Source organism: Aeromonas sp. HMWF016, from assembly GCF_963878195.1.
Lineage (GTDB): Bacteria > Pseudomonadota > Gammaproteobacteria > Enterobacterales > Aeromonadaceae > Aeromonas > Aeromonas lacus.
Window position 1 is genome coordinate 3,535 of record NZ_CAWNWX010000103.1, and the last position, 22,136, is coordinate 25,670.

The window sequence follows — 22,136 nt, forward strand, 5'->3', positions numbered from 1 at the left end:
CCGCCATAAAGCGATCGCGGATGCCGAGTTTGCCGAGCACCGCTTCTACCATGGCAAAGGGGGAGGAGGTGGCCAGACCCACTTTCAGGCCGCGAGCTTCGATAAGGTCGAGCGCCTCCAGCACGCCAGCCTTGGCCTGACCTTCGGAGAGGATCAGGGCGTTGACCCGATCCAGAATGCGCTGCACCACCTCTTCCTGAGTTGGGCCGCTCCACGGGCGCAGGCGATACCAGTGGGCGACCAGCTGATCGATGCGCACGCCGATGGTCGACTCACAATCCTCGACGGTGTGGGGGTGGCCCAGTTCGGAGAACACGGCGATCTGGGCCCGTTGCCAAAAGGGTTCCGAGTCGATCAGAACACCATCCATATCGAAGATCACGGCAGCTAACATCTTGTACTCCTGACAAATTTGAAGAGGGGATTATAAGCCTGACGGGCAAATGCAAAAGGGGCATTGCCATGCCCCTTGCGCCCGATCACACCAGCAAACGTTTGTTTCGGTGCGGCGAAAAAACAGCGTTTAGAAAATGACCTCGACGCTGGCGGCAACCGCTTTGGCCTGCTCGACCGCCTCGCGGCAATCTTCACCCCGGGCCAGCGCTACGCCGAGGCGGCGGCGACCGGCGATCTCCGGTTTGCCAAACAGTCGCAGCTGGGCCCCCGGCACCTTGGCAAGCGCCTCGCCAATCCCCTGATAGCGGATATCCTGACTGTGCCCTTCGCGCAGCACCACGGCGGAGGCGCTCGGCCCGTACTGGGTGATGGTGCCGACCGGCAGCCCCAGAATGGCGCGCACGTGCAGGGCGAACTCGGAGAGGTCCTGAGAGATCAGGGTCACCATGCCGGTGTCGTGGGGGCGCGGCGAGACTTCGCTGAACCACACCTCGTCGCCTTTGATGAAGAGCTCGACCCCGAACAGGCCGTAACCACCGAGGGCCTCGACCACCTTGGCCGCCACCTCTTTGGAGCGGGCCAGCGCCAGCTCGCTCATCGCCTGTGGCTGCCAGGATTCGCGGTAGTCGCCATCTTCCTGACGGTGGCCAATCGGCTCGCAGAAGTGAATGCTATCGACGGCGCGAACCGTGAGCAGGGTGATCTCGTACTCGAAGGGAACGAAGCCCTCGACGATCACCTTGCCACGACCGGCGCGGCCACCCTCCTGGGCGTAGGTCCAGCTATCGTCCAGCTTGGCGAGATCGCGCAGCACGCTCTGCCCCTTGCCGGACGAGCTCATCACAGGTTTCACCACGCAGGGCAGGCCGATGGCCTCGACGGCGGCGACAAACTCCTCCTTGCTCTGGGCAAAACGGTAGGGGGAGGTGGGCAGACCCAGGGTCTCGGCGGCGAGACGACGGATCCCTTCCCGGTTCATGGTGAGCTGGGTGGCGCGGGCGTTGGGCACCACCTTGACCCCCTCCTGCTCAAGGGCTGCCAGCGTATCGGTGGCGATGGCTTCGATCTCGGGGATGATGAGGTCGGGTTTGATCTCGGCGACCAGCTCGCGCAGGGCGGCGCCATCGAGCATATCCAGCACCCGGGCGGCATGAGCCACTTGCATGGCGGGGGCGTTGGCATAGCGGTCGGCGGCGATCACCTCGATGCCGAAGCGCTGCAACTCGATGGCCACTTCCTTGCCGAGTTCGCCGGAGCCCAGCAGCAGGGCGCGGGTGGCGCCGGGGCGGGTTGCGGTTCCAAACATACGATCTCTCCTGATGTCGTTGGTCATTGTTGATGATCGCTATCGCACGAATAGCGGGCAAAAAAAGAGGCACGCATGGCGTACCTCAGGAAACGGATGGTCGGGCGCGCTGCTCCAGATGGGTCAGCAACGTGATGGCGCCAATGATGATGGCGGCGCCAAGCCACAGTCGGCCGGGCGGCGCCCAACCAAACACCAGCCAGCCTGCCAGTACGTTCATCGGCAGCTTGGCGAAATCAAAGGGCTGGATGAATGAAGCCTCCGCCACGCTGTAGGCGCGAGCGATGGACATCTGGGCCAGAGCCGAGAGCACGCCGGAGGCGGCCACCAGCAGCCACTGGCTTTCCGTTGGCCACTGCCACTCCGGCAGCGCCAGCATGGCGTTGAACGGGGTGCTGAAAATGAGCAGGTAGACGACGATGGTGTGGGACGATTCGCTCGCCGCCTGATAGCGCACCAGCAGGGAGTAGCCAGCCCAGAACAGCGCCGCCGCCACCGGCAGCAGAGAGGCCCAGCTGAAATCATCATTCCAGGGGGCGAGGATCAGCATGGCGCCGACAAAGCCGGAGAGAGTGGCCACGATGCGGGCGCGGCTCACCTGCTCTTTGAGAAAGAGGGCGGAGCCCAGAGTGGCAAACAGCGGTGACGTCATCAGCAGGGCGATACCCTGCCAGATGGGGACGGGCTCGGCCAGCGCCCAGAGCCAGAACTGGATGCCGATCACCGCCAGAGCCACCCGCAACAGATGCAGGCGTAGCTGGTTGGTCATCAGGGATTGGCGCAAGCCGTGGCGGATCAGCCAGGGCAGCAGGCAGATCAGGGCGATCAGGTACTGGTGAAAGGCAACCTGGGTTGAGGGGAGGCCAAGCTTGAAGCTGACATACTGGCTCAGGCTGTTGACGGCGGCGAAACAGAGGCCTGCCACCATCATCCAGACTGCACCGGCGAAAGGGGAGTGGCTGCGCGAGTGGGCCATGGGATCCGGGTCACTGAAAAAAGTGCGGCGGATCATAGCGGCAATCGTTTGTTCTGCCAAGGGTTGATGCGCCCGTTGCCGCGCAATCAACCAATATCAAAATTTTTGAACAAGTTGAGCATCTATTTTCGCTATCAGCAAAGAAGCGCAATGTTTAGAGTGACCTCCATCGACAGCGCAGCTGTTCAACCGACAACCAAATGGAGTTTCACCATGGCCAATATCCTCGTTCTCAAATCCAGCATCCTGGGTCAATATTCCCAATCAAACGCCCTGATCGACGGCTTCCTGGCTGACCATCAGGATGATGCCGTCACAGTGCGTGATCTGGCGGCCCTCAACCTGCCGGTGCTGGATGGCGAGCTGGCCTCCGGCCTGCGCGGTGGTGACAACCTCAATGAGCGTCAACTGGCGGTGATCGCCCAGTCCGACGAGCTTATCGCAGAGCTCAAGGCGAGCGATCTGGTGGTGATTGCCGCCCCCATGTACAACTTCAACATCCCGACCCAGTTGAAGAACTGGATCGATCTGGTTGCCCGTGCCGGCGTCACCTTCCGCTACACCGAAACCGGTCCGGTCGGTCTGGTTGAGAACACCCGTGCGCTGGTGATCAGCCCCCGCGGCGGCATGCACGTCGGCAGTGCCACCGATCTGGTGACCCCCTACATGCGCACCGTGCTGGGCTTCATCGGTATCAAGGAGGTTGATTTCATCTACGCCGAGGGGATGGGCATGGGCCCGGATGCCCAGAGCAAGGGGATTGAAGCCGCCAAGGCGCAGCTCGAGACGCTGGCTATCTAAGCCGTTTGCCTGCAAGGGCAATCAGCTCAGCCATAAACAACAACGCAGCCATCTGGCTGCGTTTGTTTTTTCAAGCTTGTTGCGTTCACAGAACCGCTGGCAGGTGCAGAGGCTACTCCAGCATAAAGCGGCGGCAGCCACGTATCAGCATCAACACCACTGCCGCGAGCGAGCCAACCATCAGCGCAGTGAGCCACTGTTCGACACTTTGCGGGATCTGCGGGGTGAAGAGGCTGATCATCAACAGCATGCAGAGCGTGATCAGAAAATGTTCGCGGTTCAACGTCATGGGGTCATCCTTGGGTTTGCTCACTGGCAGCAAGAGTAGCGCCTTCGTATGACAGTGTGATGTATCCGTTCATCGCACTGCCGAGGCTTGAGTGACCATATCAGGTTTTAGCCCCAGTGCCACTGCGGCCGCTGACGTTGTGATCCCGATCCCTATCTGAACTGTTTTTGCTCCGGCTGGTAGTGGAAATTACCGCTGGCCAGCCGTGCTTCCAGTGCCGCCTGATCGAGATCCTGTGCCTTGCAGAGGTCTTCCAGATCATCGTAACGATCACGCAGCTGCATGTTGATCAGGCTCAGCAGCATGTTGACGTCCATGGTGGCAAATTTCTTCAGATCCATCCTATTTCTCCTTGTCGAGGGATTGCAGCTGTTCGATGGCCGCGCTGACGCTGTGCAGATGCTGGCGGATCGCCTCGCGGGATTCACTGGGCAGGTAGTCGGTCAGGGTATGCTGCCAGCTGCCCGCTTCGCTCTTGAGCTGCTGGAACAGGGCGAGACCGGTATCGGTCAGGGAGACCAGACTGATGCGCTTATCCTGCTCGCTGTTTTCGGTGAAGATGATGCCTTTTTCGGCCAGACGGCGGATCTCGCGGGAGATGCGCACCTTGTCCATGCCGCTCGCCTCGACCAGCTCTTTCTGGCTGATGGGGTAGTTGGGGCCGAGCACCATCATCAGACGCCACTGGGGGACGGTCAGCTGGTAACGCTGTTCATAAAACTGCTCGAAGGTATCCCGTAGCATTTCGGCGGCATGTACCAACTGATAGGGCGGGTAGTGAGCGAGTAACGCTATGATTTTTGACATATTACACCCTGCTGTGACGGCTGCATCAGATGCAGTTTCTTTTGATACTTTGACATTGATGATACGAAACTCAAGCGAGTTTGTCTGACCCGGTTGCGATGAAATGTGCGGTGACGCACGCCATCAGACAAAAACCGGGTCAGTTCGCCGGGATTTTAATCCGGGATTGGTCAGCCCTTGCGCAGCCAGAGCAGAGCGCTCTGCTTGAGCCAAGCCTCACGGGTGTGCATGGTGTAGAGGGCTGCCTCATCGCGGCTGCCCGCCTGCCAGCTCATCGGCTCCTGCTTTGGCAACTTGCGCTGACCGAGCAGACAGGCCGGTACGTGCGGGTTGGCATTGATGGCGGCCAGCAGATGGGGTCGGGCGGCATCCGCCCCTTCGCAGGCAAAGATCATCAGGGCGCGGTTGTAGAGCAACCAGCTGGAGGCTTCATCGAAACGCACCAGCAGCCCGGCCAGCGCCTGCCAGTCGCCCTGCAGGGAATAGAGGGAAGAGAGGTTGTAGCGACAACCCAGCTCGTCGGGGATGCAGATGGCCAGTAGTGCCAGATACTCCTCCCTGGCCTCGTCCAGCTTGCCAAGGCGCAGCAGGCAGTCGGCGCGACCGGCGCGGGCCGCCAGCAAGGGGCGCACTTCCGGAGCGCTCCAGCCGTGGCCGCCCAGCTGTTGCCAGAAACTGGCATCAAACAGCGGGGTGGCATCGGCGATGATCTTCTCGAACCAGCCGAGGCGGGCCTGATGATCCCGGCAGTTGTCCGCCAGCTCGAACCAGCGTTGCCACTGCTGGGCCTGCTCGCTGTCGAGGGCCACATCAGCGCTTGGCGCAGCCTGATACTGGTCGAGCTGGAGCAGCTGGTTGAGGGCGGTCTTCATGTTCTGGCGCTGGCGCTTGCAGAACTCGACAAAGGGGAGCTCGCTGGCGGCGGCGCTATAGAGCATCTGCGCCATCTGTTTGTCGCGAAACAGGCTCAGCTCGGCGGCCAGACTGAAACGGTACTGGGTAGTCGGGTCGTTCAAATCCTTTGGCTTGGGCCAGGTGGCAAAGCCCTGACTGAAGCCGTAACACCACTGCCCGAGCGGGTGGCTCTGTTCAAAGACCTGTTCCGGGTTGTCGGTAGGGAGGCGGCACTGGCTCGGCAAGGCCAGCTGGGCCTCATCTGCCTGCGCTTCCAGTTCGGCGATCAGATGGATGAGGGCCTCGCCACTCTTTTCATCCAGCTCGGCGTCATGGGGCAACAGACCGGCCAGCGGGGCCTGCCAGTCAGGGGCATCCGGCCCGACCAGACGGGCACACAAAAAGCCGTGCAGAGCGGGATAAGTCATCGCCTGCTGGCTGTGGGTCTGGATCCATTGATTGAGATGACGGGTACGAGTGGATGGGTTCATCGACAGTTCCTCTGGATTTGAGCAGCCGCGAAGTCTACCTAAATGTGGGGGTATTTGCAGCAAAGGGACGGTTGAATGGCGATTATATCGCCATCGGCCGGTCAGAGTGAGGCGAGGGGACTAGGCCGGATCACCCCTCTTGGGGTAACATGCGCGGCCATAGGGGCCGTGATCCAGCCGGCCCGTCCGGGTAATGAAAAAAGAGAGCACCATGATACAGATTGGCAAGATGAACACCCTCACCGTCGTTGAACTCGAAGATCGCGGCGCCTGGCTGGCAGCCGACGAATACGGCGAGCTGCTGCTGCCCAAGCGCCAGCTTCCCGAGGGGATCAAGGAGGGGGAGAGCGTACAGGTATTCCTCTATCTGGATGCCGATTGCGAGCCGGTCATCACCACCGACAAGCCCTTCGCCATGGTGGACGAGTTTGCCGGTCTGAAGGTGGTCAACGCCAACAAGATCGGTGCCTTCCTCGACTGGGGCATGAAAAAGGATCTATTCGTGCCAAGCCGCGAGCAGAACAAGCCGATGCAGGTGGGTCACGTTTATCTGGTGCGTCTGATGCTGGACAACGAGGGGCGCATGGTGGGTACCAGCCGCCTCGAGCGCTTCCTGAGCACCGCCAAGCCCCCCTTCAGGGCGGGAGACGAGGTGACCGCTCTGCCCGGTGAACACTCTCCCCTCGGCATCAAGGTAATCGTCAACGGCCAGTATCCCGGCATGCTGTTCAAGAACGAAGTGTTCGGCCGGGTGATGACGGGTCGTCCGCAGACCGCCTGGGTCAAGCAGGTGCGCGACGATGGCAAGCTGGATCTGACCCTGCAAAAGCCGGGCATGGCCAAGGTGGACGATGCCGGTGAGCGCATTCTGGCCCGGATGAAAAAGCAGGGGGGCAGTCTGGCAGTGGGTGACAAGAGCGAGCCAGAGCTCATCTACAAGCTTTTTGCCATGAGCAAGGGCACCTTCAAGAAGGCGATCGGCGGCCTCTACAAGCAGGGCAAGATCGTCATCGAAGACAATGCCATCACCCTGACCGAGGCGGGAGCTGCTGCCCAGAGCGAGGAACAGGAGTAAGTGCCGAGTCCCTGCATCGGGCTTTGCAAGGCCAAGGATGGCCTCTGCCTTGGCTGCGGTCGCACCCTGACCGAGATCGGTCACTGGTCGGCGATGGAGAGCGATGCCCAGCTGGCAGTGATGGCCGAGCTGGATGGCACCAGGAGCACCCACCGTTGTCCGGGCTGTGGTGAACCGGCTTATTGCGCCGTCTCCGCCGGGATGACCATCGAGCAGTGCTGGTGCAGTCAGTTGCCGGCCTTGCCGATGACGAAGGCCAGTGCCTGTTGGTGCCGTCGCTGTCTGGCCAAGGCCATCGCGGCGCAGCCCTGAGCAAGGGAAGCCAGAAAAAAGAAAGGCGCCGATGGCGCCTTTTTTATGCCTGTTGCTGGCGGTGCCAGCGCACATGAACCTGATTTTCCGTGATTAGGCGGGGCAGTAGGAAGGTGGCGAAGATCACCTCGAACTCCTCCTGATGATCCAGCAGACCCACCCACACTTCGACCCAGCGCTCCATATCGACCGGCTCACCCAGCTCTGCCGACCAGTCGGCATTGGGCAGGGTTGCCTCCACGGCGCCACGCTGTTCAAACTCCAGGGTGATATCGACGATTTGTTCGGGGGCCAGCATGTCGGCGGCCTGCTCAAGAAACTGATCATAGGCCCATTCGACCAGCTGATCCGGGGTACGCTGTTCCATGAAATCACTCCAGATACATCGAGGCCGCTACTGTAACAATTATTGGCTGTGGCGGCCAGACCACTGCGCCGCGGGGTACGACCTGTCCAACCGGTCATATCGGGGGTATGGTTAAGTGGCGGGTGAGTGAGCGTGGGGACGACGCGATGCGGTTACGGACAAGACGACAGCAGATCAAGCGACGACGGGAGAGCTGGTGGTGGCACTCTCTGCCCCTCAATCAGGAGCCGGCAGAGGCGGGGCAGGAGCCACCGGTAAAATCCGGTGGCGCCTGATGATCAATTGGCCTGATAGACCCGGTTGAGGGTCACCTGACCCAGTTGCCCCATCTGGCGGCGGATCCAGACCGCCCGCTTTTGCACATAGGGCGAAGGGGGCTTGACCCGATAGCGCCAGGGATTGGGCAGGGCGGCGGCCAGCAGGGAGGCCTCGTAGCGGGTCAGCCGGCTGGCCGGTTTGCCAAAGTAGTAGTTGGCGGCGGCTTCAGCGCCATAGATACCGGGGCCAAACTCCACGATGTTCAGATACATCTCGAGGATGCGGGATTTGTCCCAGCCCAGCTCCATCAGCAGGGTAAACCAGGCTTCCAGCCCTTTGCGCAGGAAGCTGCGATGACTCCACATAAAGAGATTCTTGGCGGTCTGCTGGCTCAGCGTGCTGGCACCCCGTACCCGCTCGCTGTGCTGGTTGTGCTTGAGCGCCGCATTGATGGCGTCCATGTCAAAACCGTTGTGGTCGGCAAAGCGCTGATCCTCGGCGGCGATCACCGCCAGTTGCAGCTCTTTGGAGATGGACTCCAGATCCACCCACTCATGGCGCACTTGTGCCACTTTGGCAGGCGGAAAGAGGGCTCGCTCGATGCGCCAGCTCCACATGGGGGGATCGATAAAGCGCAGCAGCAAGACGGAGACGACCGAGCAGACAAGCCCGGCCAGCAACCCCTTGCCAACCCACTTCAGCACCCGGCGCCCCAATGAGGGGGCCGGGGTTTCAGGCGCCATCTGCCGGGCGTCAGAGTCAGACTCCCAGACATACTGGCTCGGATCATCGGGATCCGGACTTATTGGGGCAGCCATTCGATGTGGCAGAACTTCTCGTCAACACGGCGGGAGAGCAGCATGCGGGCAAACAGGTGCTCGTACTCTTCTTGCTCGTTGCCAAGGCCAACCCAGATCTCGGCGTACTCGGCATCGCTCACGGCAAAACCCACATCCGCTTCCCAGTCGTCGGCCGGATCGGTCTCTGCCAGCAGGCCGCGATCGTTGAACTCCTGATTGAAGCGGATGATCTCCTGCTCCGGCAGGTTGTCGGAGGCCAGCTCCATAAAGAGTTCGAGGGCGGTGTCGAGCAGCTCTTCGACGCTGTGCATTTCGTCATTCAAGGACATAAGTTCTGTTCCAGAAAAAAGAGAGGAAGCCTCGCTGGCCGATGCAAGCGAAGGCGGCGCTATTCTAGCTGTCGCCAGACCCCTTGGCGAGCCGGTTGCAGGCGCTTCGCCAGGTTGAGGCAATAAAAAACCGGATCCAGCTAGGGGATCCGGTCTTCATTGAGGGAAGGGGTCACGCATATGGCGTCAGCTCATCCCTTCTTGTTGTCATCGGCGAAGGTGATGTTGAGCTCGAGAACGGAGAGCTCGTCACTCTTCTGATCCATCTGGACGGTGATCTTGTCCGGATCGATGTTGACGTATTTACGGATCACGTCGAGGATATCCTGCTTGAGCTGGGGCAGGTAATCCGGCCCCCCTCTGGATGAACGCTCGTGAGCAACGATGATCTGCAACCGCTCCTTGGCCAGTTGTGCGGTGTTCTGTTTCTTGTTGGAACGAAAATAATCCAATAATGACATGTTTAACTCCCGAACAGTCGGCTAAAGAAGCCCTTCTTTTCTTCTTCCAGAAAACGAAATTCCTTGGTATCACCGAGCAGACGGGAAACCGCATCATCATAGGCCTGACCGGCATCGGACTCCTTGTCCAGAATGACCGGCTCGCCCGAGTTGGAGGCACGCAGCACGGCTTGTGACTCCGGGATCACCCCGAGCAGCGGGATGGCCAAGATCTCCTGCACGTCCTGCACGCTCAGCATGTCGCCGCGATTGACGCGGGTCGGGCAGTAGCGAGTCAGCAGCAGGTGCTCCTTGATGGGATCTTCACCACGCTCGGCACGACGGGATTTGGAGGACAGGATGCCGAGGATCCGGTCGGAGTCACGCACGGAAGAAACTTCCGGGTTGGTGGTGACGATCGCCTCGTCGGCAAAGTAGAGGGCCATCAGCGCGCCCGCTTCGATCCCCGCCGGAGAGTCGCAGACGATGTAGTCAAACTTCATCTCGGCCAGTTGCTCCAGCACCTTCTCGACACCCTCTTTGGTCAGTGCATCTTTGTCACGGGTCTGGGACGCCGGCAGGATATAGAGGTTCTCGCTGCGCTTGTCCTTGATGAGGGCCTGATTGAGGTTGGCCTCACCGTTGATGACGTTGACGAAGTCATACACCACGCGGCGCTCGCAGCCCATGATGAGGTCCAGGTTTCGCAGACCGATGTCAAAATCGATGACCACAGTTTTGTGGCCACGCTGGGCTAAACCGGTACTCAGGGCCGCGCTGGTTGTGGTCTTGCCAACGCCACCTTTACCCGATGTAACGACTATGATTCGCGCCATTCTCGCTTCCTTGTAACTCTATTTGATACGGTCTATACGGAGTTGTTCATTATCCAGCCGGATATGGACCGGTTGCTGGATGAGGCCTGCCGGCAATGCATCACTGAGCTGGAATGTGCCAGCGATGGAGAGCAGCTCGGCCTGTAATTGCTGGCAATAGATCCGGGCCCGGGTATTGCCGCGGGCACCGGCTATGGCTCTGCCACGCAGGGTGCCATATATATGAATGCTGTCATCGGCGAGCACTTCGGCCCCCGGACTGACTGAGCCCAGCACCACAAGCGAGGTGCCGGCAGCATAAATCTGCTGGCCGGAGCGCACCGGGCCCACATGTACCCGGGTCGGGATGAGGGGGGCCGGCTCCGGCTCAGGGGGCGTAACAGGGGCGGCAGGAGCCACCACGGGCTCTGGTTCAGGTTGGGGATCGCTCTTGCGACTCTTGCCCGAGGCCATCACGGCAAGGCCCACCGCTTTGGCCGCCGTCTTCATCTCTTCACTTCGCGCGCCCGTGATGCCGACCAGCACAAACTCTTCCGACTCCACCAGCTCCTTGAGCTGTTCGAAGTCGGGGATCTGTTCCAGTCGGGAAACATTGATCACCAGCGGTGCGCAATTAAAGAAGTAGGGCGCCTGAGCCACTTTTTCCGCCAACAACTGACGGATCCGCTCTGGCTCGCCATCGCTGATATGCAACACAGAAATAGTGAAGGTGGTCCCTTTCAATTCGTTATCGCGCTCAACCATGAATCTTCCCCGAGGCAGAGATGCTAATCCGTTATTGTTATTCAATTCCTGATGTTATAGTTTGCCCCCATCAGAGGCAATAAACTCGTCGGATTATATCAATTTCCATGTTGTGTGCAGTCTATAAAAGTCGCAAAAAAGCCGAGACCTACCTTTTTGTTGAAAAAAGAGAGGACTTTTCCCGCGTACCCGCTCCCTTGATGGCGGCTTTTGGTCGTCCCGAGCTGGTGCTGATGACCAAACTGGACCCGGCCAAACCCCTCGGGCTGGCCGAAGTCGGCAAGGTAATGGAGGCGTTGACCATGCAGGGATTCTACCTGCAGGTGCCGCCCCCGCCGGAGAACTTGCTGGAGGAGCACAAGGCCCGCCAGAAAAAGGGCGTGTGACCTCTCCCGCCTGAAACCATCAAGAGGGCCCCGTCGCAACAGTGTGTGTGACGGGGCTGTTTTTTACCCGCTTGCCGCCATTTGCTACCTTGCGATTCATCGCTCATGTTCAGTGCCTGAACAACTGATGACAAATTAACGGGGGGCTTAACCGGACAATATTGGTCATCTGCTCGATATATTGCCAGTTTGCCTACTGGTTTGCTTTTTGCGAGCACAACACGTGCGCCAATTTTGTTCCGAGCTGTTTCATCGATTGGGGGAGGGGTTATTTACACCGTTATTTTCTTATCGCCTTACCTCCTTTATCCCTCTTTTTTTAAATATAAAGTCAAGCCTCCACGGCCTGCTTTTAGTCAATTTTTGTCCTTGCTCACAAAATAGCCCCGCTCTTTCTAGCCAATTTCTTGCGCGAGCAACCTTGCGAGACGCGCTTGCCAGCCATTGAGGAAAAAAAGAGTTTGGCCACCAATATATTACCGCCATCTGATAAGAGGCCTGTTGGGCGAGAGCATCCCGCTTGGGAGCCGATACGGGCAGGCGAGCAAAGCCTTGCTGTTAGTAGCCAATAGTGGTCAAAGCCAGCGTGACAGTAAGTGTTAATACGTTGGCGTAATCAAACCGGCGCAACAGCGGGTTCTGGGGTGGTGTGGTGCAGGATAAAGGGGAGGGAGCCATATAGTTGCGCATCACAAAGCGCGAACATGGATTAGGTGTATGGCGGCTTGCAAGGTGCCTTGTTGGTGAAAATAGGCGGTTTGGCGAGGGCTGAAAGGTTATTTCTGGGCTGCTGATAACAGCGCGGCTCATAAGCTGCGGCAAATAAAAAAGGATGGCGCCTGGCCATCCTTTTATTGTCGTCGGCACAAGTTGCCGAGCGGTATTACGCCTTTTTCAGGTAGGCGGCGACCAGTACGATCTGCACACCATTGACCTTGCCTTCGATATGAAGCGGGTTGTTGGTCAGACGGATGCCCTTGACCAGGGTGCCGCGCTTGGCGGTGAAGCCGGCGCCCTTGACGTCCAGATCCTTGATCAGGGTAACGGAGTCGCCCTCTTGCAGCACGGCGCCGTTAGAGTCAACGGTCGGCACGCTGTCGTCATCTTCGGAAGCCATGCCCGCTTCGGCCCAGGCCTTGGTCTCTTCTTCCATGTACATCATGTCCAGCATGTCCTGAGCCCACACTTCGCCTTGAGCGGAGAGGGTTTTCAGCTGACGCCATGCCATCACCTGAACGGCCAGCACCTGGCTCCACATGCTGTCGCCCAGGCAGCGCCAGTGGTTGACAACCACGGTCTCCGGCTGTTCCAGCTGGCCGCGGCAGGTATCGCAGATGGCCACGCTGTGATCATCGTCGCTGGCCGGGGAGTGGGGTACCACGAAAGCGGTCAGTGCCTGCTCGGCGCCGCACAGTTCACACTTGGCGCCTGCGCGCGCTTGCAGGATGGCGTTGATGGTCATGTTATTGATCCCCTGGTTGGTAGTAAAACGACCCGCATCGGGCGGGGCGCATCAAAGAGGGGGCGGAATATAGCATAAAACCCCGCATTTTGTCAGGTCTGGCAGCAAGCCGGGTCAGGCTATTCCCTTGAAGGGCACTTTACTGCGCAGCGGGAGTGCAATTTGAAGCGGGATCGCTAGAATGAGCCTCCTTTTGACTGCCGGATAGAGGCTCCTGTGCTGGCGCAACGTTTTCAACAACTGGATCAGCTGCTGATCCGCCATCGGCGCTGGTGGCAATATCAGCCCTATCACCACCTGACCATGCCCTTTGCCAGCGAGGCGCCGGAGCTGGTGGCGCTGCTCGATGGCCTCACGTTGGAGCAATTGGCTGAACTCGATGGCAATATGGCGGCCCTTGGTACGTTGCTCTCCCCCTGGATTGCCGATGGCGAGGCGTTGCGGCAACTCAGTCAGCTTGAACCTTTTCCCCCCGAGCCCATCAGTTGCAGCAAGGAGATGGCGTTGCATATGCCGGGGCGCAAGCAGGCTCAAATCGAGGCGTTTACTGCCTGCCTGCCCGTGCATCAGGGGCCTTATCTGGAGTGGTGTGCCGGCAAGGGGCATCTTGGGCGACTGGTGTCACGTCATCGTCACGCATCGGTCTTGAGCCTCGAATTGCAAGAGCAGCTCTGTGAAGAGGGGCGTCAGCTGGCCGAGCGGGATGGCGCCACCATGACTTTTTGCTGCGCAGATGCCTTTGCTCCCGAGTCTGCCGAGCTTATTGCGCCCGAGCACCACGCCATGGCGCTGCATGCCTGTGGCGAGTTGCACACCCATCTGTTGGCGCAAGTGGCCGAGCGCAGCGCCCGCGGGGTGACCATCTCCCCCTGCTGTTACCATCTGATCCGCACCCCGGATTACCGTCCGCTCTCCCAAGCGGCTCAGGGCAGTGCGCTGCGTCTGGCCAAGGCCGATCTCAAACTGCCGCTGCAGGAGACGGTGACCGGCGGCGCGCGGATCACCCGCTTGCGTGAGCAGGAGGTGGTATGGCGGCTCGCCTTTGATTGTCTGCAACGGGAAGTGCGCGGGGTCGATGAGTATCTGCCGGTGCCCAATATGCAAAAGAGCCTGTTGACCGGCAGTTTTGCGGTATTTTGCGACTGGGCTGCCGAGCGCAAGGGGATCGCGTTGCCGAGCGGTGTGGACTACGGTGCCTTTGTGGCCAAAGGGGAGGCGCGTTTTGGCGCTGTTGCCCGGATGGAGCTGGTGCGTCACCTGTTTCGCCGTCCCCTCGAGATCTGGCTTGCCCTCGATAGGGCCTTGTTCCTGCAGGAACAGGGCTATCGGGTTGAGGTGGGGGAGTTTTGCGCCAAGCCGATGACGCCGCGCAATATCCTGATCCGCGCAGTGAAAGCACAAGCCTGAGTCTCTAGCCTCCCTGCAGCTTGATGGTTTCGAATGGCTGACAAGCTCCTCTTGTCAGCCATTTTTTGTGTCTAAAAAATGTACGGATGGTAGCCACTCCATCCACTCGCGCGGATCCAGTTTTACTGGTGTTACCTTGTCAAAAATTGTTTCGTATGAGTTCTTTTTGTCGGTTCATTGTTAATTTTGCTGACAAGGTGAAATGGCTCACAAATCTGTTTTATTTCTTAATTCTCATCGTGAATTTAGTTAATAAAACACCTACTCTTGTAGCGCCCTATATTCAAACAAGGACTGTGATTTATGTTCAAACCCAAGCGTTGTGCCTGGTTGATTGCGGCTGCCTGCGCATTGCCAAGTTATAGTGCAATGAGCGCAACCATGAATATTCAGCCCGATCCGCAGAACCCCGGTGGATATGTTATTGCTGCCTCTGATGTGGCTGCCGTGGAAAAAGCCAAGACAGCCAATCCCATGTATGCAATTTGGGCCAAGGCGTTGGCGACTCGATCCAATAAAATAGTCGATGCCATTGAACCCGGGCTGGCGAGCAACCCTGACAACGTAAAACGGGTTGAACGGGTATTTCCCCAGTCGGAATGGGATTATTTAACCCAAATGGCGGCGCCGGAATATACCTATGTCCGGTTCTTGCGGGCCATAGGCAAATTCCCGGCATTTTGCGGCGAATATACTGACGGGCGCGATTCCGATGCGATCTGTAAAAAATCCATCGTGACCGCCTTTGCCCACTTCTCTCAGGAGACGGGCGGCCATATTTCCAAGGACAATGTCTCCGACAACCCGCTGGGGCTGGAGGAGTGGCAACAAGCGCTGGTGCATGTGCGCGAGATGGGCTGGTCAGAGGGACAGACCGGCTACACTACCGGCTGCGGTCAGAACGACTGGCAAAACAAGAAGTGGCCCTGCAGTACTGGACAAGGCTACTTCGGTCGCGGTGCCAAGCAGCTCTCCTACCACTTCAACTACGGTGCCTTCTCCGAGGCGATGTTCGATGGCGATGCCTCCGTGCTGCTCAACAACCCGGGGCTGGTGGCGGACTCCTGGCTCAACCTCGCATCGGCCATCTGGTTCTTCCTGACGCCACAGGCGCCGAAGCCGGCCATGCTGCACGTGATTGACCGCACCTGGGTGCCCTCCAAACGGGAGGCTGACGCCGGTATCGGCTACGGCTTTGGCACCACCATCAACGTCATCAATGGCGGCATCGAGTGTGGCGAACAGAACAAGGACAAAGGGCAGCCGGTCAACCGCATTCGCTATTGGGAAGGGCTGGCCAAGCACTACGAGATCCCGGTCAAGGCCGATGAGAAGAATACCTGCTGGCAGCAGACGCCTTATGGCAGCCTCAACCTCAACGGCGCCACCGACGTGCTCTACACCAACTGGGATGGCAACTGGAAATACTACCCGGATCGCCCGGGCGGCTACTCCTTCGAGTGTGAACTGGTTGGCTTCCAGACCGCCTATTCGGCGCTGGTGCCCGGTGATTACCAGAAGTGCGTGACCAACTTCTACGGCTCCCACGCCAACTGGCCGAAAGTGCGGGTTGTGGACAAACTGACCCCGCCGCCAGTCGATCCGAGCGAACCGCCCATCGGCGGCAACCCGGCATGGGAAGCGACCAAGGTCTACACCGCCGGCAGCAAGGTAAGCTACAAGGGCGTTGTCTATCAGGCCAAATGGTGGACGCAGGGTGATGACCCAACCAAAGGTGGCCCCTGGGTTGTGGTTCCTGCCAAATAAGATGGCGTAATTTAACTCTCAAAGAGGAGAGGGGGGATAACTCCTTCTCCTCGTTAATTCAAAACAGTGCATCACTGAATATTTTCTTGTATTTATAATGGTGCTTTTGTCCGAACTGATAAGGCGAACTATTTGTCTGGAAATTGAATTGGAATAGTGTTGGATTAAAGTTGCAAACAACAGTGTTATATACCGCTTCGTTAGCCCCATAAGTTGGCGTCTTCTGATAAGAGTAGCGCACTGCGGGCTAATTCATTTTCCATCATTAAATGAATCCTCTCGTTGTGCGAATAAGGGGAGCATCTTCTCTATTGGTAAACTGTTATTTATCACCAGAAATGGTGAGGTCTTGCTATATCGCGCAGTTTTATCTCGGCACATTGTCGCTTATTCTCTTGAGAAAATAGATGTAAACGGCCGGTTTATATTGGTAATCTCCTTGGCTTGTGCAAAATTGCAACAAGGGGGCAAGATGAAGGGCGGTTGTCATTGCGGGGCGATCCGTTATGAGGTGCTGGCAGCCCCTTTTGCGGCCGATTTTTGCCATTGTCGGGATTGCCAGCGCACCACGGGGGCACCGGTCGGGGCCTGGATGGACTTTCGCGCCGAACAGGTGCAGTGGTTATACGGCAAACCGACCGAGTATGCGTCTTCAGACTTTATCCGCCGAGGATTTTGCGCCGAGTGTGGCTCCACCCTCACGTATCGCAGCACCGAGTACCCTGAGTATCTCACGTTGGCCATCGCCTCCCTCGATAATCCGGATGCTGTTGCGCCAACCTATCACATCCATACCGACAGCCAGCTGCCCTGGTTGCCGATCCAGGATGAGCATCCCCGTTATCCCGAAGGGAAGTAAAACCAAACTTGGGTAGCCCCAACAAAGGAGGTTGGCATGGAGCTGGTAGTTATCCGCCATGGCGAGACGCAAGCCAATGCTGAAGGACGGTATCAGGGCGCGCTGGATATCGGGCTTAATGAGAGTGGCCAACGGCACATTGCCCAGTTGGCTGACGAGATAGCGGCCACTCAGGCCCCGTTCGATCGGCTGCTGGCTTCGCCGCAGCAGCGAACCAGAGAGAGCGCTGCGATCTTCGCTCGCCAGTTGGATTTGCCAGTGGAGCTTGCGCCAGCCTTTCGTGAGCGGCATGTCGGCCTGTTTGAGGGGTTGACACAGGCAGAGGCGAAATCGCGTCATCCCGAACTGTGGGCGCGCAATATTACCCGGCGTTGGGCAGAGGCACCTCCCGGCGGTGAAACACTGGATGAGGTAGTTGCCCGGGTGTCGCAAGGGCTGCTCGAACTGACCTCGAGCGTGCAAGGGGAGCGGGTGCTGCTGGTCGCACATGGGGTCGTCGCCAAGGTGAACCGTGCCGTGACAAGCGCCGGATTTGATGACTTTTTCGATTGGCAGTTGGCCAACGGCGGCATGCTGACGGTTCATTTTCCGGTACCTTTGACACCGGATGAACCTCTGCCATTTTGCCGACCCCCCTCAACCGGTGGACTATGAGTGAACCGACCTTTGTGACTCCCGATCATCCTTAATCCGGTTGTGCTCACTTTGCATCGTGTTTGCAGGTCATTCGGAGTCTGCTTGACCGTTATCTGAGGGTGATCGGAGGGGGCATTGTCACGGCAAAGCGCTATCGCAAAAAGAGACCTGCCGCGGGGGCCGTGCGCCATTATTTCACCTGTGCAAAAGCGATGGTTAACTCTGTCACGCCAGTGAAACAATCTATGTATGGGGGCGGGTAAAAAGCATCACGCCACTCAAGGTGGCGTGGTTCCGATCTGGTTCCAATAACGGATGGATCGTTGTGGCAGGTCGAGGGCAAGCCGTCGTGACCGAAGGAGGGGCCGAGCCATCAGGTCGGCTCCGGCTCCTCCTTGCGACAGCAGTTGCGCCCCTGTTTCTTGGCCATATAGAGGGCGGTGTCGGCCCGCCTGACCATTTTCTCCACGCTGTCGAGGGGCCCCTTGCTTGAGCTGATCCCGATGCTGATGGTGAGTGAGACCTCAAGCGCTCCGGAGAGCGCATGGCGGGCCGATTCCACCGCCAGTCTGATCCGCTCGGCACTGGCCCAGGCCAGCTCCAGCGAGGTCTCCGGCAGCAGCACGATAAACTCCTCGCCGCCCCAGCGTCCCACCATGTCCACCTCGCGCAGCTGTTTGCCGATCCGGCTGACCAGACTCAAGATCGCCTGATCCCCCTGCTGGTGGCCAAAGGTGTCGTTCACCTCCTTGAAGTGATCGATGTCGATCAGCAGCAGGCTCATGGTGTGACCAAAGCGCTGGCAGCGCTGCATCTCGGCGTTGACCAGTTCATCGAAGCGGCGCCGGTTGGCAATGCCGGTCAGGGGATCCGTGGTGGCGGCGACTTTCAGCTCTTCCACCAGCCGCGCCCGCTCGGAGATATCGCGCAGGATGGCGGTCATCTCGGTGGTCTGGCCCATATTGATCTTGGCGATGGTCACCTCCAGCGGAAATTCGCTGCCATCACGGCGCAGCCCCATCACGGAGGCGCGGGCATGCATGGGGCGCGAATTGATGGGGGAGTTGCTGAACGCCTTGAAGTAGCTGTCGTGGTTGGCGCGAAAGCGCTGCGGCAGCAGGGTTTCCAGCCGTTTGCCCAGATAGCTCTCGTCGATGCCGAACATCTCGCAGGCGGCGGTGTTGATAAGCTCGATCCGCGATTCGCTGCTGACGCTGATGATGCCGTCATAGGCGGAGTTGACCACAGCTTCAAAGCGGCGGCGACTGGTGGTGAGCGCATCTTCCAGCTGCTTCTTGGCGGTGATGTCGATGGCGGTGACGATGATCCGGTTGATCCGTGCCTGCTCGGGAATGATGGGGGAGAGGACAAAGCGCCACCAGCTGGTGCGGGACAGGGTATCGATGGGCAGTTCGCTCTCCACCCCGGTCTGCTGGCTCACGCACTCGTGCATCGGCTGCTCGATGCTGCTGGTGATGTAACGGGGAAACATTTCGTTGAGCCGTTTGCCAATGCAGCCAAGCACCTCTATCTCGAAGGCTTTGGCGAAGGTGTCGTTGGCTGATACCAGAACAAAGTGGTCATCCTTGTCGAGGCTGAATACCGCCACGGCGGCACCGATGGCGTCGAGGGATGACTTGATGTCGGCATGGGAGCCTCGTGTAAACATGCAACCTCCACTGTCAATAACGTATTGATATTCAGTATAGGTTGCCGATTTTGCGCGCTACTCCTCGATATCCAGCAAGACCAGAATGGCGCTGTCGCCGCCCCATTCACGCGGTGCCTGATGGAAGGCGCGCACGTTGGGATGTTGAGCCAGCCAGCTCGGAATGCGCTGTTTGAGGATATGTTTGCCGATGCCGTGCATCACCGAGGCGACGTGAATGTTCTCTTTCTGGCAGAGGGTGAGCAGGGCCGCCAGCTCCTGTTTGGCCTGATGCTGGTTCATGCCGTGCAGATCGAGATAGATCTCCGGCGGATAACTGCCCCGCTTGAGCTTTTTCAGCTCGAATTTCGACACATCGTCGCGCACGTAACGGGTCGGGCCATCGTCCTCGAGATGGGGCTGATACTCATCGCTGAAATAGTGGTCAACCCCAAGGGATTCGCGGCTTTCGCGCATTTCGCGTTTCTGCTTGACCGGGCGTAACTCGGCCCTTATGGTATCTTGCTTGATTTTCCGGGTACCTTTTATCGCATCGCGGAACAGCTGGGTTTCCTCGTCTGTCGGTGAGGGCGTTTTTTTCATCAGGTACTCGTCTTGCTCGCTGTATAAAATTCTCGGGCCGGATATTACTCGACTTGGAGGTGGATTTGGACAAGATATTTATCGATGAGGTGGTTGCCGAGATGCACACCATCCAGGACATGTTGCGCTGGGCCATGAGTCGTTTCAACGACGCCGGTATCTTCTACGGACATGGTACCGACAACGCCTGGGATGAGGCTGTGCAGCTGGTACTGCCCGCGTTGCATCTGCCGCCGGACGTGGATCCGGCGATGCGCCACTCCCGTCTCACCAGCAGCGAGCGTCACCGGATTGCCGAACTGATTGTGCGCCGCGTGCAGGAGCGTGTTCCCGCGCCCTATCTCACCAACAAGGCCTGGTATGCCGGTTGGGAGTTCTACGTTGACGAGCGGGTACTCATTCCCCGTTCCCCCATCGCCGAGATGGTGGCCAACCGCTTTGCGCCGTTCCTCAAACAGGAGCCGACCCGGATCATGGATCTCTGCACCGGCTCCGGTTGCATCGCCATCATCATGGCCCACGAGTTCCCGGACGCCGAGGTTGACGCCATCGACATCAGCGTCGATGCCCTGAATGTGGCCGAGCGCAACATCAACGATCACGGGCTGGAGCAGCAGGTTATCCCGATCCGCTCCGATCTGTTCCGCGATCTGCCGGCGGGTGACAAGTACGATCTTATCGTCTCCAACCCGCCCTACGTGGATTCCGAAGACATGTCGGATCTGCCGGACGAGTTCCGTCACGAGCCGGAGCTGGCGCTCGCCTCCGGCAGCGATGGTCTCAAGCTCACCAAGCGCCTGCTGGCCAATGCGGCCGATTTCCTCAAGGATGACGGCGTGCTGGTGGTCGAGGTGGGCAACAGCATGATCCACCTGGAAGCCCAGTTCCCCGAGATCCCCTTTACCTGGGTGGAGTTCGAGAACGGCGGCCACGGTGTGTTCGTGATGACGCGCGACGAGCTGGTGCAGTATCAGGATCATTTTGCCATCTACAAGAACTAAGCAGGAGCGCCTATGGCAGGGAACAGTTTTGGCCAACTCTTTCGGGTAACCACCTTCGGCGAGAGCCACGGTCTGGCGCTGGGCGCCGTGGTCGATGGCTGCCCGCCGGGGCTGGCGATCAGCGAAGCGGATCTGCAGGGGGATCTCGATCGGCGCAAGCCCGGCACCTCCCGCTACACCACGCCACGGCGCGAACCGGACGAGGTGAAGATCCTCTCCGGGGTGTTTGAGGGAAGAACCACCGGTACTTCCATCGGGCTCTTGATCGAGAACACCGATCAGCGCTCCAAGGATTACTCCGACATCAAGGATCTGTTCCGCCCGGGCCATGCTGACTACACCTACCACCAGAAGTATGGTCAGCGCGACTATCGCGGCGGCGGTCGCTCCTCCGCCCGCGAAACTGCGATGCGGGTGGCGGCGGGGGCCATTGCCAAGAAGTACCTGAAACAGGTGCATGGTATTGAGATCACCGGTTTTCTCTCCCAGCTTGGCCCCATCAAGGCCGAGGCGTTTGACGCGGCGCAGATTGAACAGAACCCCTTCTTCTTCCCCGATGCGGGCAAGCTGGAAGCACTCGATCAATACATGCGTGACCTGAAGAAAGAGGGCAACAGCATTGGTGCCAAGGTGCAGGTCATCGCGCGCAATGTGCCGGTGGGCCTCGGTGAACCGGTGTTTGATCGCCTCGATGCCGACATCGCCCATGCCATGATGGGCATCAATGCGGTGAAAGGGGTGGAGATCGGTGACGGCTTCGCGGTGGTGGAGCAAAAAGGCTCCGAGCACCGTGACGAGATAACCCCGGCCGGGTTTGCCAGCAACCATGCGGGCGGCATTCTGGGCGGTATCTCATCCGGTCAGGATATCGTGGTGAGTATGGCGCTCAAGCCTACCTCCAGCATCACGGTACCGGGCAAGACCATCACCACCGAGGGTGAGGCTACCGAGATGATCACCAAGGGTCGCCACGATCCTTGCGTCGGCATCCGCGCCGTGCCCATCGCCGAGGCGATGCTGGCGCTGGTGCTGATGGATCATCTGTTGCGTCACCGCGCCCAGAATCAGGATGTATTGACCCAGACGCCGCAACTGCGTTGATCGGCATAACGACCAACTGGCTGATCAACTCTTGATTGGCCAGCATGAAAAAGGCGACCTCTGGGTCGCCTTTTTGTTTTGTCTGTGTGGGTTAATGCCGCGGGGGCTCATCGCCATCGGGGGCGGCGCTCAGGCGGCATGTGGG

General features: G+C 59.0%; 26 protein-coding genes. 10 read left to right on the forward strand and 16 right to left on the reverse strand.

The genetic code is table 11. From position 1 onward, the window contains the following. The 3 genes from AACS24_RS17175 to AACS24_RS17185 all read right to left on the reverse strand — a co-directional run. A partial coding sequence (locus AACS24_RS17175; protein WP_375124254.1) for an HAD family hydrolase occupies positions 1-394 on the reverse strand: 394 nt, incomplete at its 3' end. A gap of 129 nt (positions 395-523) precedes the next feature. After that, positions 524-1,702, reverse strand: coding sequence for a formate-dependent phosphoribosylglycinamide formyltransferase (gene purT / locus AACS24_RS17180; protein ID WP_108571453.1), 1,179 nt, complete (start codon positions 1,700-1,702; stop codon positions 524-526). An 85-nt stretch (positions 1,703-1,787) separates the two neighbouring features. Further along, positions 1,788-2,678, reverse strand: a complete 891-nt coding sequence (locus AACS24_RS17185; protein ID WP_042030652.1) for a DMT family transporter — start codon at positions 2,676-2,678, stop codon at positions 1,788-1,790. A 213-nt stretch (positions 2,679-2,891) separates the two neighbouring features. Here AACS24_RS17185 and AACS24_RS17190 point away from each other — a divergent pair, with 213 nt between their 5' ends. After that, on the forward strand, positions 2,892-3,479 hold the full coding sequence (locus tag AACS24_RS17190; RefSeq protein ID WP_042030597.1) for an FMN-dependent NADH-azoreductase: 588 nt from the start codon (positions 2,892-2,894) through the stop codon (positions 3,477-3,479). 112 nt (positions 3,480-3,591) lie between these two features. Here the strand turns inward: AACS24_RS17190 and AACS24_RS17195 are convergent, their stop codons facing one another. The 4 genes from AACS24_RS17195 to AACS24_RS17210 all read right to left on the reverse strand — a co-directional run bounded on the left by AACS24_RS17195 (position 3,592) and on the right by AACS24_RS17210 (position 5,960). Next, complete coding sequence (locus AACS24_RS17195) at positions 3,592-3,768, reverse strand: hypothetical protein (RefSeq protein ID WP_164536729.1); 177 nt, start codon at positions 3,766-3,768, stop codon at positions 3,592-3,594. Positions 3,769-3,920: 152 nt separating this feature from the next. Further along, positions 3,921-4,109, reverse strand: a complete 189-nt coding sequence (locus AACS24_RS17200) for a DUF4250 domain-containing protein (protein ID WP_108571456.1) — start codon at positions 4,107-4,109, stop codon at positions 3,921-3,923. Position 4,110: 1 nt separating this feature from the next. Next, the gene (locus AACS24_RS17205; RefSeq protein ID WP_181364221.1) at positions 4,111-4,575 is read right to left on the reverse strand and encodes a MarR family winged helix-turn-helix transcriptional regulator; all 465 of its coding nucleotides are present in this window, start codon (positions 4,573-4,575) and stop codon (positions 4,111-4,113) included. Positions 4,576-4,745: 170 nt separating this feature from the next. After that, complete coding sequence (locus tag AACS24_RS17210) at positions 4,746-5,960, reverse strand: YecA/YgfB family protein (protein ID WP_108571458.1); 1,215 nt, start codon at positions 5,958-5,960, stop codon at positions 4,746-4,748. A 193-nt stretch (positions 5,961-6,153) separates the two neighbouring features. Here AACS24_RS17210 and AACS24_RS17215 point away from each other — a divergent pair, with 193 nt between their 5' ends. Beyond that, positions 6,154-7,035 (forward strand): CvfB family protein, encoded by an 882-nt coding sequence (locus AACS24_RS17215; RefSeq protein WP_108571459.1) that lies wholly within the window; start codon positions 6,154-6,156, stop codon positions 7,033-7,035. Further along, positions 7,036-7,347 (forward strand): DUF1289 domain-containing protein, encoded by a 312-nt coding sequence (locus AACS24_RS17220; RefSeq protein ID WP_108571460.1) that lies wholly within the window; start codon positions 7,036-7,038, stop codon positions 7,345-7,347. It abuts the gene before it with no gap. Positions 7,348-7,390: 43 nt separating this feature from the next. On the opposite strand, the gene AACS24_RS17225 is transcribed toward AACS24_RS17220, so the two are convergent. The 6 genes from AACS24_RS17225 to minC all read right to left on the reverse strand — a co-directional run bounded on the left by AACS24_RS17225 (position 7,391) and on the right by minC (position 11,121). Then, positions 7,391-7,714, reverse strand: a complete 324-nt coding sequence (locus tag AACS24_RS17225; protein ID WP_108571461.1) for an HI1450 family dsDNA-mimic protein — start codon at positions 7,712-7,714, stop codon at positions 7,391-7,393. A gap of 278 nt (positions 7,715-7,992) precedes the next feature. Beyond that, positions 7,993-8,790 (reverse strand): monofunctional biosynthetic peptidoglycan transglycosylase, encoded by a 798-nt coding sequence (mtgA, locus tag AACS24_RS17235; protein ID WP_108571462.1) that lies wholly within the window; start codon positions 8,788-8,790, stop codon positions 7,993-7,995. Further along, positions 8,775-9,101 carry an HI1450 family dsDNA-mimic protein gene (locus tag AACS24_RS17240; RefSeq protein WP_033112501.1) on the reverse strand — a complete coding sequence of 109 codons (327 nt, stop codon included), beginning with the start codon at positions 9,099-9,101 and terminating at the stop codon, positions 8,775-8,777. Before AACS24_RS17240 ends, mtgA begins: the two co-directional genes overlap by 16 nt. A gap of 191 nt (positions 9,102-9,292) precedes the next feature. After that, on the reverse strand, positions 9,293-9,562 hold the full coding sequence (gene minE, locus AACS24_RS17245; protein ID WP_033112500.1) for a cell division topological specificity factor MinE: 270 nt from the start codon (positions 9,560-9,562) through the stop codon (positions 9,293-9,295). A 2-nt stretch (positions 9,563-9,564) separates the two neighbouring features. Continuing rightward, positions 9,565-10,377 (reverse strand): septum site-determining protein MinD, encoded by an 813-nt coding sequence (gene minD, locus AACS24_RS17250; protein ID WP_033112499.1) that lies wholly within the window; start codon positions 10,375-10,377, stop codon positions 9,565-9,567. An 18-nt stretch (positions 10,378-10,395) separates the two neighbouring features. Next, complete coding sequence (minC, locus tag AACS24_RS17255) at positions 10,396-11,121, reverse strand: septum site-determining protein MinC (protein ID WP_033112498.1); 726 nt, start codon at positions 11,119-11,121, stop codon at positions 10,396-10,398. A gap of 107 nt (positions 11,122-11,228) precedes the next feature. Here minC and AACS24_RS17260 point away from each other — a divergent pair, with 107 nt between their 5' ends. Further along, positions 11,229-11,507: a YcgL domain-containing protein gene (locus AACS24_RS17260; protein WP_108571463.1), complete on the forward strand. Its 279-nt coding sequence runs from the start codon at positions 11,229-11,231 to the stop codon at positions 11,505-11,507. An 883-nt stretch (positions 11,508-12,390) separates the two neighbouring features. On the opposite strand, the gene AACS24_RS17265 is transcribed toward AACS24_RS17260, so the two are convergent. Beyond that, positions 12,391-12,969, reverse strand: coding sequence for a PhnA domain-containing protein (locus AACS24_RS17265; RefSeq protein WP_108571464.1), 579 nt, complete (start codon positions 12,967-12,969; stop codon positions 12,391-12,393). A 216-nt stretch (positions 12,970-13,185) separates the two neighbouring features. Between AACS24_RS17265 and AACS24_RS17270 the strand changes: the two genes are divergently transcribed. The 4 genes from AACS24_RS17270 (at position 13,186) to AACS24_RS17285 (ending at position 17,656) form a co-directional block, all read left to right on the forward strand. After that, entirely contained in the window at positions 13,186-14,376 is a 1,191-nt protein-coding gene (locus tag AACS24_RS17270; RefSeq protein WP_181364222.1) for a methyltransferase, read from the forward strand. Positions 14,377-14,679: 303 nt separating this feature from the next. Then, positions 14,680-16,143 carry a chitinase gene (locus AACS24_RS17275; RefSeq protein ID WP_108571466.1) on the forward strand — a complete coding sequence of 488 codons (1,464 nt, stop codon included), beginning with the start codon at positions 14,680-14,682 and terminating at the stop codon, positions 16,141-16,143. Positions 16,144-16,615: 472 nt separating this feature from the next. Then, the gene (locus tag AACS24_RS17280; protein WP_108571467.1) at positions 16,616-17,002 is read left to right on the forward strand and encodes a GFA family protein; all 387 of its coding nucleotides are present in this window, start codon (positions 16,616-16,618) and stop codon (positions 17,000-17,002) included. A gap of 36 nt (positions 17,003-17,038) precedes the next feature. Further along, positions 17,039-17,656 (forward strand): histidine phosphatase family protein, encoded by a 618-nt coding sequence (locus AACS24_RS17285; protein WP_108571468.1) that lies wholly within the window; start codon positions 17,039-17,041, stop codon positions 17,654-17,656. 355 nt (positions 17,657-18,011) lie between these two features. On the opposite strand, the gene AACS24_RS17290 is transcribed toward AACS24_RS17285, so the two are convergent. Together AACS24_RS17290 and smrB are read right to left on the reverse strand one after the other, a co-directional pair. After that, positions 18,012-19,307, reverse strand: a complete 1,296-nt coding sequence (locus tag AACS24_RS17290; RefSeq protein ID WP_033112492.1) for a sensor domain-containing diguanylate cyclase — start codon at positions 19,305-19,307, stop codon at positions 18,012-18,014. A gap of 57 nt (positions 19,308-19,364) precedes the next feature. Beyond that, a complete protein-coding gene (gene smrB, locus AACS24_RS17295) occupies positions 19,365-19,889 on the reverse strand; it encodes an endonuclease SmrB (protein WP_108571469.1) in 525 nt (174 codons plus the stop codon). 65 nt (positions 19,890-19,954) lie between these two features. On the opposite strand from smrB, the gene prmB reads away from it, so the two are divergent. Together prmB and aroC are read left to right on the forward strand one after the other, a co-directional pair. Beyond that, entirely contained in the window at positions 19,955-20,890 is a 936-nt protein-coding gene (gene prmB, locus AACS24_RS17300; protein ID WP_033112519.1) for a 50S ribosomal protein L3 N(5)-glutamine methyltransferase, read from the forward strand. 12 nt (positions 20,891-20,902) lie between these two features. Then, positions 20,903-21,991: a chorismate synthase gene (aroC, locus tag AACS24_RS17305; protein ID WP_108571470.1), complete on the forward strand. Its 1,089-nt coding sequence runs from the start codon at positions 20,903-20,905 to the stop codon at positions 21,989-21,991. Positions 21,992-22,136 lie beyond the last annotated feature (145 nt).